The 13,663-nt window shown below is 60.5% G+C and carries 13 protein-coding genes; 8 read left to right on the forward strand and 5 right to left on the reverse strand.

Annotation, left to right across the window (positions count from 1 at the left end; genetic code table 11):
* Nucleotides 1-7: 7 nt before the first annotated feature.
* Entirely contained in the window at nt 8-1,288 is a 1,281-nt protein-coding gene (locus tag ACUN0G_RS05995) for an OprD family porin (protein WP_445572899.1), read from the reverse strand.
* 238 nt (nt 1,289-1,526) lie between these two features.
* On the opposite strand from ACUN0G_RS05995, the gene ACUN0G_RS06000 reads away from it, so the two are divergent.
* Together ACUN0G_RS06000 and ACUN0G_RS06005 are read left to right on the forward strand one after the other, a co-directional pair.
* Nucleotides 1,527-2,198 carry a response regulator gene (locus tag ACUN0G_RS06000; RefSeq protein WP_003212008.1) on the forward strand — a complete coding sequence of 224 codons (672 nt, stop codon included), beginning with the start codon at nt 1,527-1,529 and terminating at the stop codon, nt 2,196-2,198.
* Nucleotides 2,191-3,576, forward strand: a complete 1,386-nt coding sequence (locus ACUN0G_RS06005) for a sensor histidine kinase (protein ID WP_258344140.1) — start codon at nt 2,191-2,193, stop codon at nt 3,574-3,576. Before ACUN0G_RS06000 ends, ACUN0G_RS06005 begins: the two co-directional genes overlap by 8 nt.
* On the opposite strand, the gene ACUN0G_RS06010 is transcribed toward ACUN0G_RS06005, so the two are convergent.
* Entirely contained in the window at nt 3,577-4,398 is an 822-nt protein-coding gene (locus ACUN0G_RS06010) for an HDOD domain-containing protein (RefSeq protein ID WP_445572900.1), read from the reverse strand.
* Between the two features lie 36 nt (nt 4,399-4,434).
* Nucleotides 4,435-5,376: a CAF17-like 4Fe-4S cluster assembly/insertion protein YgfZ gene (gene ygfZ / locus ACUN0G_RS06015; RefSeq protein ID WP_421524668.1), complete on the reverse strand. Its 942-nt coding sequence runs from the start codon at nt 5,374-5,376 to the stop codon at nt 4,435-4,437.
* A gap of 139 nt (nt 5,377-5,515) precedes the next feature.
* Between ygfZ and ACUN0G_RS06020 the strand changes: the two genes are divergently transcribed.
* Nucleotides 5,516-5,770, forward strand: coding sequence for an FAD assembly factor SdhE (locus ACUN0G_RS06020; RefSeq protein ID WP_003212000.1), 255 nt, complete (start codon nt 5,516-5,518; stop codon nt 5,768-5,770).
* Nucleotides 5,754-6,206 carry a protein YgfX gene (locus tag ACUN0G_RS06025; RefSeq protein ID WP_258344144.1) on the forward strand — a complete coding sequence of 151 codons (453 nt, stop codon included), beginning with the start codon at nt 5,754-5,756 and terminating at the stop codon, nt 6,204-6,206. The genes ACUN0G_RS06020 and ACUN0G_RS06025 overlap by 17 nt, the downstream gene beginning before the upstream one ends.
* Here the strand turns inward: ACUN0G_RS06025 and nadB are convergent.
* A complete protein-coding gene (nadB, locus tag ACUN0G_RS06030; RefSeq protein WP_445572901.1) occupies nt 6,175-7,791 on the reverse strand; it encodes an L-aspartate oxidase in 1,617 nt (538 codons plus the stop codon). The two genes, ACUN0G_RS06025 and nadB, sit on opposite strands and share 32 nt — an antisense overlap.
* Nucleotides 7,792-8,258: 467 nt before the next feature.
* Between nadB and rpoE the strand changes: the two genes are divergently transcribed.
* The 4 genes from rpoE (at nt 8,259) to ACUN0G_RS06050 (ending at nt 12,118) form a co-directional block, all read left to right on the forward strand.
* Nucleotides 8,259-8,840: an RNA polymerase sigma factor RpoE gene (rpoE, locus tag ACUN0G_RS06035; RefSeq protein ID WP_003172477.1), complete on the forward strand. Its 582-nt coding sequence runs from the start codon at nt 8,259-8,261 to the stop codon at nt 8,838-8,840.
* A 31-nt stretch (nt 8,841-8,871) separates the two neighbouring features.
* Nucleotides 8,872-9,459 carry a sigma-E factor negative regulatory protein gene (locus ACUN0G_RS06040; protein WP_258344146.1) on the forward strand — a complete coding sequence of 196 codons (588 nt, stop codon included), beginning with the start codon at nt 8,872-8,874 and terminating at the stop codon, nt 9,457-9,459.
* 16 nt (nt 9,460-9,475) lie between these two features.
* Nucleotides 9,476-10,432 (forward strand): MucB/RseB C-terminal domain-containing protein, encoded by a 957-nt coding sequence (locus tag ACUN0G_RS06045; RefSeq protein ID WP_421524666.1) that lies wholly within the window; start codon nt 9,476-9,478, stop codon nt 10,430-10,432.
* Nucleotides 10,433-10,678: 246 nt separating this feature from the next.
* On the forward strand, nt 10,679-12,118 hold the full coding sequence (locus ACUN0G_RS06050) for a DegQ family serine endoprotease (protein WP_003211993.1): 1,440 nt from the start codon (nt 10,679-10,681) through the stop codon (nt 12,116-12,118).
* A gap of 68 nt (nt 12,119-12,186) precedes the next feature.
* On the opposite strand, the gene ACUN0G_RS06055 is transcribed toward ACUN0G_RS06050, so the two are convergent.
* Nucleotides 12,187-13,620, reverse strand: coding sequence for a M48 family metalloprotease (locus ACUN0G_RS06055; protein ID WP_258344149.1), 1,434 nt, complete (start codon nt 13,618-13,620; stop codon nt 12,187-12,189).
* Nucleotides 13,621-13,663: the final 43 nt, after the last annotated feature.

Genomic DNA, 13,663 nt, shown 5'->3' on the forward strand with positions numbered 1-13,663 from the left:
GTTGCTGTTACCAGAGTGCGACGCTGTAGCTCACCAGCAGGCGCACTTCATCCGCATCACGGGCCGAATAGTTGGAACGGTAAGTGGCATTACGCAGGCGCACGGCCACGTCCTTGAAGGTGCCACTTTGCACCACGTACTTGATCTCGCTGTTGCGTTCCCACTCCTTGCCGGTCTCGCCGTTCTTGAGCTTGATGTTGTCACCCGACAGGTAACGGCTCATGAAACTCAGGCCGGGAACCCCCAGCTTGGCGAAGTCGTAGTCGTAGCGTGCCTGCCACGAGCGTTCTTCGGCGCCGGCAAAGTCGTTGATCTGCACGAAGTTGACAAGGTAAGGATCGCTACCGTCCACGTAGGGAAAGGCGCTATCGCCGGACATGTGCTGATAGCCGGCGCTGAGCTTATGGCCATTGAGGGCATAGCTGAACAGGCCGTTGAGGGAGGTGTTGTCGATCTTGCCGCCGCGGGCTGCACCGGTGTCATCACTGATGGCCAGGCGCAGGTCGGCGCCAAAGGTGCCGGGGCCCATTGGGCGCGAGGCGACCAGGCCGAGGAAATGCTGGCGGTACACGTCGTCGAGTTGGGCAAAGTGGTAGCTGCCGGTGATCTTGTCGGCGAACTTGTAGTCCACGCCGCCGAAATCGAAATGCTTGCCGGTGGCGCCGCTGAGGAAGCGGCTGTTCTTGTTATTGAGGCCAATGTCTTCGTAGTTAGTGTCGTCGCGGTCCTTGGCCTTGTTCAGGCGGCCGCCGGTGAACACCAGGTTCTTGAACTCTTTGGAACTCAACAGGCCGCCTTCAAACGTCTGGGGCAGGATGCGCCCGTCGTTGGGCTTGAGGATCGGCAACTCGGGGATCAGTGCGCCGATCTTCAGCTCGGTGGCGGAGATCTTCACTTTGCCGGTCAGGCCGAGTTTGGAATATTCGTTGGCGGCGCGGCCATCATCGTGGGTGGGCAGCAGGCCGGTGCCGGTGCGGTCGGGGCTGGAGTCGAGCTTGACCCCGAGCATGCCCAGGGCATCCACGCCAAAGCCGACGGTGCCGTCGGTGTAGCCCGACTGCAGGTTGAGCATGAAGCCCTGGGCCCACTCGTCGCGCTTGGATTGTTGTGCGCTGGTGCCATCGCGAAAGTCGCGATTGAAGTACATGTTGCGGGTTTCGAGGGTGGCGGTGCTGTCCTCGAAAAAGGCGGCTTGGCCTACGGGCGAAAAGCCGGCAAAGGCGGCAGCACTGGCAAGGGCGGTCTGGGTGAAACGAGAAGAACGAGCGGGCGGCTGAGTGCGCAGCATCGTGGGTGTACTCCGTTTTATTGTTCTTATTTTGGCGAAAACGCTTCGAGGCGTTTTTCGGGCGCTACAGGTGAAATAGCTCGGCAGGCGAAACCCACCGTGGCTGGATGCTAAAGGGCGAAGCTTTCACTAACCTTTCAGTCGCCTTTCAATGTTTTCGGGCTTCACAGCGCAGGTGGCGCCTGTAAACTCCCCGGCAAAGCGTGGCGCCGACCACCCCCTAACGAGGTAAAACCCCATGCGTGTCCTTCTGGTTGAAGACCATTTGCAGCTCGCCGAAAGTGTCGCCCAAGCGCTCAAGAGCACGGGTTTGACCGTCGACGTGTTGCACGATGGGGTGGCCGCGGACCTGGCCTTGAGCAGCGAGGAGTACGCGGTGGCGATCCTCGATGTGGGCCTGCCGCGCATGGACGGTTTCGAGGTGTTGGCACGGTTGCGGGCCCGCGGGAAAAATCTGCCGGTGCTGATGTTGACCGCTCGCAGTGATGTGAAAGACCGGGTGCACGGCCTCAACCTGGGGGCGGATGACTACCTGGCCAAGCCATTCGAACTGACGGAGCTGGAAGCCCGAGTCAAAGCCCTGCTGCGCCGTAGCGTGCTGGGCGGTGAGCGGCAGCAGGCGTGTGGCGTGCTGATTTACGACCTGGATACGCGGCGCTTCACCCTGGGTGGCGAACTGCTGACCCTGACCTCCCGCGAGCAGGCGGTGCTTGAGGCGCTGATTGCACGTCCGGGTCGGGTGATGAGCAAGGAGCAACTGGCCTCCCAGGTGTTCGGCCTGGATGAAGAGGCCAGCCCCGACGCCATCGAAATCTACGTGCATCGCCTGCGCAAGAAACTCGATGGCCAGCCGGTGGCCATCGTCACCTTCCGTGGTTTGGGGTACTTGCTGGAAGCCCGCGATGCATAAGCCCAGCAGCCTGCGCTGGCGCCTGCTGTGGAACCTCGCGCTGTTGCTGGTGGTATTGATGCTCGCCAGCGGCTTGAGCGCTTACTGGAATGGGCGCGAGGCGGCGGACACGGCTTATGACCGCACGCTGTTGGCCTCGGCGCGAACCATTGCGGCCGGCGTGTCTCATCGTGATGGGTCCTTGAGTGCCGATGTGCCGTACGTGGCCCTGGATACGTTCGCCTATGACAGCGCCGGGCGGATTTACTACCAGGTCAACGATATTCACCAGAAGCTGATTTCCGGCTATGAGAACCTGCCGGGCCCACCGCCGGGCACGCCGCGCACCGATGACTATCCGGCGCTGGCGCGCTTTTATAACGCCAAGTATCAGGGCCAGAACGTGCGAGTGGTCAGCCTGCTCAAGGCCGTCTCCGAACCGAACATGAACGGCATGGCGGAGATCCGTGTGGCCGAAACCGACGAGGCGCGGGTCGCCATGGCTCGCAGCCTGATGGCCGATACCTTGCTGCGCTTAGGGATGCTGGCCATCGGTGCATTGTTTTTGGTGTTCTTTGCGGTGAGTGCGGCGTTGCGGCCGCTGGAGCGTTTGCGCACGGCGGTAGAGGAGCGTCAGCCGGATGATCTGCGGCCGTTGCCCTTGGTAGAAGTGCAGCATGAACTGGGCCCGCTGGTGCGGGCGCTCAACCATTTCACCGAACGCCTGCGCGGGCAGTTCGAGCGCCAGGCGCAGTTTATTGCCGACGCCGCCCATGAGCTGCGTACGCCGCTGGCGGCCCTCAAAGCCCGACTGGAGCTCGGCCTGCGCGCCGAAGACCCGGCCACCTGGCGCACCACCCTGGAAACCGCGGCCCAGGGCACTGATCGCCTGACTCACCTGGCCAATCAATTACTGTCGCTGGCTCGCATTGAAAACGGTGCCCGGGCGATTGCCGAAGGCGGGGCCCAGTTGCTGGACTTGAGCCAATTGGCCCGCGAACTGGGGATGGCCATGGCGCCGCTGGCCCATGCACGTGGCGTGGCCCTGGCGCTGGAAGCGGATGAGCCGGTATGGCTGCGAGGCGAGCCGACCTTGTTGAACGAGTTGTTGAGCAACCTGGTGGACAACGCCTTGGCCCATACGCCGCCGGGCGGCAATGTGATCCTGCGGGTGACGGCGCCGGCGGTGCTTGAGGTGGAAGACGACGGCCCGGGTATCCCGCTGGATGAGCGGGACCGGGTATTCGAGCGGTTCTATCGGCGCAGTCAGCAGGGCTTGGGGTCGGGCTTGGGGCTGGCGATTGTCGGCGAGATCTGCCGGGCACATCTGGCGCAGATCAGCTTGCATGACGGTGAGTTGGCGGGGTTGAAAGTGCGGGTCAGTTTTATTGCGGGGTAATCAGTAAAACATCGACCGCGCTTCATCCAGCTCGGTGCGCAGGGCTTCGCTGTAGGGGTCGAGGCGCAGTTTCTTGATAGCAGGCACCGTCGATACCGGCACGCTGGCGAGCGGATGGTCGGTGTTGCGGTGGCAATACAGCACGGCGACCTGCACCAGGTCGATATAGTCCAGGCGCTCGGAGTCGCGCTCCAGGTCGAGGTATTGCCCTGGCAGGTTCACCAGCATTTCCGGGAAGTCCCACCTTCGCAGCAGTTTGTCCCCCAGCAGCGGGTGGATGCTTTCAATCACGTGGTTGAGGCTGACGGGGTCAGCCAGCAGTTCATAATGATCTTCGGCATAGGTCAAAATCGGCAGCACGCCAATCTGGTGCACCAAACCGCCGAGGGCCGCCTGGTCAGGCTTCAACTGGCTGTGGTTGCGGCACAGCGCGTAGCTCACGCCGGCCACTTCCAGGCTGCGTCGCCACACGTCGCGCATCTTCTGTTCGACCACATCGGAACGGGCGTGAAAGATCTGTTCCATTACCAGCCCGATCGACAGGTTACTGCTGTAGTTGGTGCCCAACCGGGTGATGGCGGTGTGCAGGTCGGTAACTTCCTGGGTCGCGCGCAACAGCGGGCTGTTGACCACTTTGATCAACCGCGCCGACAAGGCGGTATCGCGGCTGATCACTTTGCTTAGATGGCTGATACTGATGTCCGGGTCTTCGGCGGCCTGACGAATCTTCAGGGCCACTTCCGGCAGCGTTGGCAGAACCAGGTCATCGTTATCGATGGCCACAACCAAAGCCTGTTGGACTTTTTCCGCCAGCTTGTTCATTCAAGATCTCTAGGGTGTTGCAAAAAGGTACGACGATCAGCGCTGGATCTCGCGATCACGGTCCAGTTGGTAGGGCAGGTCGAGCAGCTGAAGACCGGGGCCTTCCAGCGTGCCTACATGCACATCGCCACTCTCTGCTGCTTCGGCTTGCAGCACCGCTAGAAGTTCAATCGTTTGGTCGGCACGGGCGGCAATGACCACCTCGCCGATGGCACTGTTGTGAGTCGGGGAAAACAGTGGGGTGCCAGGCTCCGGCAGTTCACTGGCATTCAGGCTCAGGCGATACAGGCGGCGCTTGAGTTTGCCCAGGTACTGCATGCGCGCGACGATTTCCTGGCCGGTGTAGCAGCCTTTCTTGAAGCTGACGCCGCCGATGGCTTGCAGGTTGAGCATTTGCGGGATGAACAGTTCGCGGGTCTGAGGCATGACCTGGCCGATGCCGGCACGGATCTGGCCCAACAGCCATTGGTTCAGTTCACCTTCGTTCAATTGCGCGGCGAGTTGGCCGTGCAGGGTTTCGGCTTGAGCGGCAGGAGCCCAGAGCTCGGCGCGGCCTGGGGATACGCGGATGGCGATCAGATCGTCGCTGCGCACCACGCTGTCGGTCTCGGTGGGGAGTTCGAGGCCGAGGCTGGCCAGTACCTGATCCGCATCCGACACCCCGAAACGCACCCAGGCGGCGCTTTCGTCGGTGAGTTTGGATTTGGAGAACACGGCGTACTTTTTCAAGTCTGCCAGTTGCGGCTCCAGCAGTTCGGTGGCCATGGCCAGCAGCACGCCATCGCCTTGCAGCAGGATGCGGAAGCTCGACTGCATGCGCCCCTTTTGGGTGCAGCGCGCGCCCAGGCTGGCCTGGGTGTCACTCAGGTAGTTGAGGTTGCAGGTCAGTTGTCCCTGGAGGAATTTGGCAGCGTCGGAGCCGCGGACGGCGAGTACGCCTTCGTGGGACAGGGAGCAGAAGAAAGCAGAGTCAGCCATGGGTCATCGCAGGTTAAAAAGTCATGAGTGCATCATAGAGGGGCGCCCGGCAAATGGATAGTTTCGGTATGGCCGACCAAAGCCGACTGTTCCAGGCAGCGTCGGCCTGTATACTTGCGCTCTATTTGAGGAGCGCTCCATGGTCGAAGATGTAGAACTCAATCGCCTCTACTGGCACAGCCGCCGCGGCATGCTTGAGCTGGACGTGTTGCTGGTACCGTTCGTCAGGGAGGTCTATCCGCACCTCAACGACGTCGACCGCGACTGCTACCGCAAGCTGCTGGAATGCGAAGATCAGGACATGTTCGGCTGGTTCATGGAACGCGCCGAATCGGAAGACCCGGAGCTGCAGCGCATGGTTCGGATGATTCTGGATCGTGTCCAGCCCAAGTAATACGTTCGAATGCCGCTGGCATGCCTCCGGGCAGTTGCTGGCGGTTTATCTTTTCGCCCAGGCGTTCGCATTGGGTGCGTTGTGGTTTCTCGATGTGTCCCCGTGGATTGCAGCCGTTGGCGCCTTGGTGTGCCTGGCCCATGCCGGTTGGGTGCTGCCGCGTCATCTCCTGTTGACTCACCGTTCGTCGATTCGTGGCCTGCGTCGCGATGAGGATGGCTGGCAGCTATGGAGCGCCGCCCGTGGCTGGCACAGTGTGCAATTGCGCCCCGACAGCCTGGCGTTGCCGTTGATCGTGGTGCTGCGCTTTCGGGTGCAGGGTGACTGGCGGGTGCGTTCGATATGCGTGCCGCGGGATTCGCAGGCCGCCGATGTGCATCGGCGCCTGCGGGTGCGCTTGAAGTTCAGCCGCCGTAGGTGGTTGGCACCAGAATAGTGTCACGCGCTTCGGGCAGCATCTGCGGGTAGTCGAGGGTGTAATGCAGGCCCCGGCTCTCCTTGCGTTCCATGGCCGAGCGGATCATCAATTCCGCCACCTGGGCCAGGTTGCGCAACTCGATCAGGTCGCGGCTGACTTTATAGTTGCTGTAGAACTCGTCGATCTCATCCAGCAGCAGCCGAACCCGGTGCTGCGCCCGCGCCAGGCGTTTGTTTGTGCGCACGATGCCCACGTAGTCCCACATGAAGCGCCGCAGTTCGTCCCAGTTGTGGGCGATGATCACGTCTTCATCCGAATCGGTGACCTGGCTGGCGTCCCAGCGGGGCAGGGCAGCCGGCACCGGGATGCGCGGCAGTTGTTCAAGGATGTCGGCGGCGGCGGAGCGGGCGTATACGAAACATTCCAGCAGCGAGTTGCTGGCCATGCGGTTGGCACCGTGCAGGCCGGTGAAGCTGGTTTCGCCGATGGCGTACAGGCCGGGTACGTCGGTGCGCCCGTGTTGGTCGACCATCACGCCGCCGCAGGTGTAGTGCGCCGCCGGCACGACCGGGATCGGGCCTTTGGTGATGTCGATGTTGAACGCCAGGCAGCGCTCGTACACTGTTGGGAAGTGGGTCTTGATGAAGGCTTCGGGCTTGTGGCTGATGTCCAGGTAGACGCAGTCGATGCCCAGGCGCTTCATTTCATGGTCGATGGCCCGGGCGACGATGTCTCGCGGGGCCAGCTCTGCTCGTGGGTCGAAGCGCTGCATGAAGCGTTCGCCGTTGGGCAGTTTCAGGTGCGCGCCTTCGCCCCGCAGGGCTTCGGTGATCAGGAAACTCTTGGCTTGCGGGTGGTACAGGCAGGTGGGGTGGAACTGGTTGAATTCCAGGTTCGCCACTCGGCAGCCGGAACGCCAGGCCATGGCGATGCCATCACCGCAGGCGCCGTCGGGGTTGCTGGTGTAGAGGTAAACCTTTGCTGCGCCGCCCGAGGCGAGAATCGTGAAGCGTGCGCCGTAGGTGTCGACTTCGCCGCTGGTACGGTTAAGCACGTAGGCGCCGAGGCAGCGTTCGCCCGACAGGCCCAGGCGTTTTTCGGTAATCAGGTCGACGGCGACTCGCTGCTCCAGCAATTCGATGTTGGGGCGTTGGCGCGCTTGGTCGAGCAGGGTCTTGAAGATTGCGGCGCCGGTGGCGTCGGCGGCATGGATGATGCGCCGATGGCTGTGGCCGCCCTCGCGGGTCAGGTGGAACTCGAAGCCGCCGTCGTCGGTGCCGGAATGTTCATCCCGGGTGAAGGGTACACCCTGGTCGATAAGCCATTGGATGGCTTCGCGGCTGTGCTCGACGGTGAAGCGCACCGCTTCTTCATTGCACAGGCCACCGCCGGCATTCAGGGTGTCTTCGACGTGGGATTGCACGGTGTCGGTGTCATCCAGCACCGCAGCGACACCGCCCTGGGCCCAGAATGTCGAACCGTTGGCCAGGTCACCCTTGCTCAGAACGGCTATGCGCAGGTGGCCCGGCAGGGTCAATGCGAGGCTCAAGCCCGCGGCGCCGCTGCCAATCACCAGGACATCGTGTTGAAACTGTTGGCTCATTTGAAGGATTCCGCAAAAAGCGATCCGAAGGGGGCGCAAACAGGACGCCTGGATCGGCGAATCAAAGGGTCACACGGCCCACTAGTATATAGAGGGGGGGAGCGGCACAATAGCCGGGCATTCGTGGCATTGTGAGACTACGGTCGACGAACTGCACGGCTTTCGTGAAACTGAAGGCGATTGGGATGGGAACTTTTTGCATAAGCCCCGACTCAATAGCAGGATGCCCGAAAGCTGGGAACACGCCGGATTTGCTGATCGGCGCCTGTGTCAGGCGCGTCAGGAAGCTGGCGACAGATTATTCGCGCAGCCGGCATAGCCCGCGCTGCGTTTTTCGTGTGTGCCAAATCAGTGCGTACCGGAAACTTGCTTGGAGGGGGAGAACTTTTGCGAAAAGCCCGAGTCTATGTTTGCAAGCCTGATCGATTAGTTATGCAAGCCTCCTTTAAGTACAACGAGGAGTGTTCATGCTAACCCAGGAAGAGGATCAGCAGCTGGTTGAGCGCGTTCAACGCGGCGACAAGCGGGCATTTGATCTGCTAGTGCTGAAATACCAGCACAAAATTCTCGGGTTGATCGTGCGGTTTGTGCACGACACCCATGAAGCGCAGGACGTTGCACAGGAAGCCTTTATCAAGGCGTACCGTGCACTCGGTAATTTTCGCGGTGATAGTGCGTTTTACACGTGGCTCTACCGCATCGCCATTAACACGGCGAAGAACTATCTGGTTTCTCGCGGTCGCCGCCCGCCGGATAGTGATGTTAGTTCGGAAGATGCTGAATTTTATGATGGTGATCACGGCCTCAAAGATCTCGAGTCGCCGGAGCGTGCATTGCTGCGCGACGAGATTGAAGGAACCGTCCATCGCACTATTCAACAACTGCCAGAAGATTTGCGTACCGCGTTAACTTTACGTGAATTCGATGGTCTGAGTTACGAAGACATTGCGAGCGTCATGCAATGTCCGGTGGGTACCGTACGTTCCCGGATTTTCCGGGCTCGGGAAGCCATCGATAAAGCCCTGCAGCCGTTGTTGCAGGAAAACTGAGACAGCGGCGACAGCCAAGAGAGGAACCGCCATGAGTCGTGATGCCCTGCAGGAATCGCTGTCCGCAGTGATGGATAACGAAGCGGATGAACTGGAACTTCGTCGAGTGCTTAATGCATTTGATGATGCCGAAACCCGTGAAACCTGGTCTCGTTACCAAGTCGCTCGGGCGGTGATGCACAAGGATCTTCTAATCCCTCGTCTGGATATTGCTGCGGCCGTTTCTGCTGCGCTGGCTGATGAAGCCGTTCCGGCAAAAGCTGCTCGCGGTCCTTGGCGTAGCCTGGGTCGTCTGGCAGTCGCTGCTTCGGTGACCGTCGCTGTACTGGCAGGTGTTCGCCTGTACAACCAGGACGAAATCGCCGGTGCCGAACTGGCCCAACAAACCCAGCAACCGGTCATGGCCGGTCCGCAGGTCAAGGGTCCAGCCGTACTGGCCGGCTACAAGGAAAGCTCTGATACCACCGGGCCTATGGCCAACGGTGTACTTCAAGGGCAATCCGGCTGGCAAGATCAGCGTCTTCCAGGCTACCTGCGCCAACACGCACAGGAATCAGCCTTGAAAGGCACTGAAAGCGCTCTGCCATACGCTCGTGCTGCAAGCCTGGAAAACCGCTAGTCCGCCAAGGAGCTTTATGCGCGCCATACCGCTCCTTGCGCTTTTGCTCAGTGGCTGGTTTGTAGTCCCCGCCCATGCCGACGAAGCCCAAGACTGGCTGACGCGTCTTGGGCGGGCGGAGCAGCAACAAAGCTTTCAAGGCACCTTCATCTACGAGCGTAACGGTAGTTTTTCTACCCATGACATCTGGCATCGTGTCCAGAATGGTCAGGTCCGTGAGCGGCTTTTGCAGCTCGATGGTTCTGCCCAGGAAGTCCTGCGCGTTGATGGCCGTACCCAATGCGTGAGTGGCACGCTGGTTGCCGGGCTGGGGGGCTCTCCCAACGCCGCAGCGCGCGCCCTTGATCCGCAAAAACTCAAAGCATTCTACGACCTTGCCGTCATCGGCAAATCGCGCGTGGCTGGTCGAAATGCGGTGATCGTCTCAGTTACCCCTCGCGATCAATACCGCTATGGTTTTGAGCTGCATCTGGATCGCGAAACCGCGCTGCCACTGAAGTCATTGTTGCTTAATGATCAGGGCCAGTTGCTGGAGCGATTCCAGTTCACCCGGCTCAATACATCGGTACCTGACGATCGTGATTTGCTGCCCAGCGGCGAATGTACGCCGGTTGCAGTGACCAGCGCCAAGGCCCCGGAGGTCGAGATCCCTCAGGATTGGCGCCTCGATTGGTTACCGCCAGGCTTCCAGTTGGTCAACCGCAGCGCGCATAAAGACTCCCATACCAAGGTGACTGTCAGCAGTTTGATGTATGACGATGGTCTGGCGCGTTTTTCGGTATTCCTGGAGCCGCTCAACGGCGCGGCCGTGACCGAGACCCGTACCCAACTTGGTCCGACAGTCGCAGTATCGCGGCGTTTGAATACCCCGGAGGGTGAGGTGATGGTGACTGTCGTCGGTGAAATTCCGATTGGCACCGCCGAGCGAATTGCGCTGTCTTTACGCAGTGGCACCACGCCCGCCAAGCCGTGAGTTGTTAATCGTATGTTCATCCTGATATTTCAATGTTGCGCAGGAGAGCGTCGTTGCCTGCCTCTACCGAGAAACATGAAATGTCTGGATCATTTTTTTCACTTGCTAAAATCCCCTATGTTTTTTATAGGTCAGGGCTTCTCGGCCCTGGCCTTGTTTTGTTCGCGGAACAAAAATGTCGGTCGCAGTTTTTTCGGCGTTTATTGAACCCTGTCGCTCAACCCTGCTCGTCGTAACGGGAGCTGTATGTCGATACCACGTTTGAAGTCTTACCTATCCATAGTCGCCACGGTGCTGGTGCTGGGTCAGGCCGTTACCGCGCAAGCGGCCGAGCTGCCTGATTTCACCCAACTGGTGGAGCAGGCGTCGCCTGCCGTGGTGAACATCAGCACTACGCAAAAGCTGCCGGATCGCAAAGTCTCCAACCAGCAGATGCCTGACCTTGAAGGCCTGCCGCCGATGCTGCGGGAGTTCTTTGAACGTGGCATGCCCCAGCCGCGCACGCCGCGTGGCGGTGGTGGTGGCCAGCGTGAGGCACAGTCCCTGGGCTCGGGTTTCATCATCTCGCCTGACGGCTACATCCTTACCAATAACCACGTGATTGCTGACGCCGACGAGATTCTGGTGCGCCTGGCGGATCGCAGTGAGTTGAAAGCCAAGCTGGTGGGCACGGATCCACGCTCCGACGTGGCCCTGCTGAAAATCGAAGGCAAGGACCTGCCGGTGCTGAAACTGGGCAAATCCCAGGACCTGAAAGCCGGGCAATGGGTCGTCGCCATCGGTTCGCCGTTTGGTTTTGACCACACCGTGACCCAAGGTATCGTCAGCGCCATCGGTCGCAGCCTGCCGAACGAAAACTACGTGCCGTTCATCCAGACCGACGTGCCGATCAACCCGGGCAACTCCGGCGGCCCGCTGTTCAACCTGGCGGGCGAAGTGGTCGGCATCAACTCGCAGATCTATACCCGCTCCGGTGGTTTCATGGGCGTGTCGTTCGCGATTCCGATCGACGTGGCCATGGATGTTTCCAACCAGCTGAAAACCGGTGGCAAAGTCAGCCGCGGCTGGCTGGGCGTAGTGATCCAGGAAGTGAACAAGGACCTGGCTGAATCCTTCGGCCTCGACAAGCCGGCCGGCGCCTTGGTCGCGCAGATCCAGGACGATGGCCCCGCAGCTAAAGGTGGCCTGCAAGTCGGTGACGTGATCCTGAGCATGAACGGCCAGCCGATCGTCATGTCTGCGGACTTGCCACACCTGGTGGGCGCTCTCAAGGCCGGCAGCAAGGCCAAGCTGGAAGTGATCCGCGACGGCAAGCGCCAGAACGTTGAGCTGACTGTCGGCGCGATTCCGGAAGAAGGCGCGGCGCTGGATGCACTGGGCAACAGCAAGCCGGGTGCCGAACGCAGCAGCAACCGCCTGGGCATTGCCGTGGTCGAGTTGACCGACGAGCAGAAGAAGAGCTTCGACCTCAAGAGCGGTGTAGTCATCAAGGAAGTCCAGGACGGCCCTGCCTCCCTGATTGGTCTGCAACCAGGTGATGTGATTACCCACCTGAACAACCAGGCCATCAACTCCACCAAAGAGTTCACCGACATCGCCAAAGCGCTGCCGAAGAACCGCTCGGTGTCGATGCGCGTCCTGCGTCAGGGGCGTGCCAGCTTCATTACCTTCAAACTGGCCGAGTAATCCGCTAGTCCAATAAAAAAGCCCCGCTCTCGATGTACGAGAGCGGGGCTTTTTTGTGGCTGTAAGGTTTAGCCCATCATGTCTTTGATCATGCGTTCCTGGTCGATCAGTTCACGCTGGCGTGCATCGATACGTGATGAGAGCGGGAAGTTGCTGCCGGCGCGGCGCTTGGCGAAGTCCAATTGCTGGATGGCCTGCTTGAAATCCCCCACCAGGGCGAAGTACTCGGCGCGGGCCTGGTGCAGGCCGATGATATTGCCCGACAAGCCACGGGTTTCCGCGACCTGATACCAGACATCCGGATCGTCTGTGCGTGATTTGAGCAGGCCTTCCAGGGCTTTTTCCGCATCAGCGGTACGGTTCTGCTTGAGCAGCAGGTCCACCCGCACCTGATTCAGTGGGTAGTTGCCCGGATATTGCGTCAACATCCGGTCCGTGCGCTGCTGGGCATCCGGCAGGCGGTTGTTGGTAATGTCCAACTCGATCTGCGCCAGGTTGTAGGTGATGTCGTTGGGTGCCTTGGCCAGCAGCGGCTTGAGGTTTTCCCGGGCCAGGTTGAACTGCGCGCCTTTGATCTGGGCGATGGCCAAGCCATAACGCGCCACATCATTTTTCGGGTTTTCATCCAGCTGAGCCTGGAAACGCTTGGCTGCCAGGCCTGGAGTGTCTTCGTAATACAACTGCACGCGAGCGCGGATCAGTTGGTAGCGCAGGCTGTCTTCAATGCCGCCCGGCTTGGCTTGCTCCGCGCGGTTGCGGGTGTCGGCGATCCGCGATTCGGTGACCGGGTGAGTCAGCAGGAATTCTGGTGGCTTGGCGTCAAAGCGGTACTGGCGCATCAGGCGCTCGAACATGGTCGGCATGGAGCGCGGGTCGTAACCGGCCTTCTCCAGGTTGAGAATGCCGATACGATCAGCCTCTTGCTCGTTTTGCCGGGAAAAGCGGCGTTGCTCCTGGATGGCGGCGGCCTGGCTGCCGGCAATCGCAGCAATACCCGCATCACCTGCGCCAGCGGCGGCGGCGATGATGCCGCCGAGCAGTGCAGCCATCATCGGGATTTGCATCCGTTGCTGCGCTTCCACGCCTCGGGCGAAGTGGCGTTGGGACAAGTGAGCCAATTCGTGGGCCAGTACCGACGCATATTCGCCTTCGGTCTGGGCATTGAGGAACAGGCCGCCGTTGACTCCGACGATGCCGCCCGGTGCGGCAAAGGCGTTCAACTGCGGGCTGTTGATCAGAATGAATTCCAGGCGCCGGTCATTGACCTGGCTGGTCTCCACCAGTTTGTACACGCTGGTTTCGACGTAGTCCTTGAGCTGCGGGTCGTTGAGTTGCGAGACCTGGCCACGCAAGTAGGACAGCCATGCCCTGCCTAAATCGTATTCCTGTTTTGGCGAGACAATGGCAGAACTGGCGTCGCCAAGTGACGGCAGGTCGTCAGCGAAGCCTGGAGAGGCCAGCAGGCAAGCCAGCGTCAGCAGGGTAGGGCGCAAAAAAGTCATGCACAAAGCCTTTCGACAAAGACCTTACTGTAGCCGGACACTG

This window comes from Pseudomonas sp. 32A, from assembly GCF_052682255.1.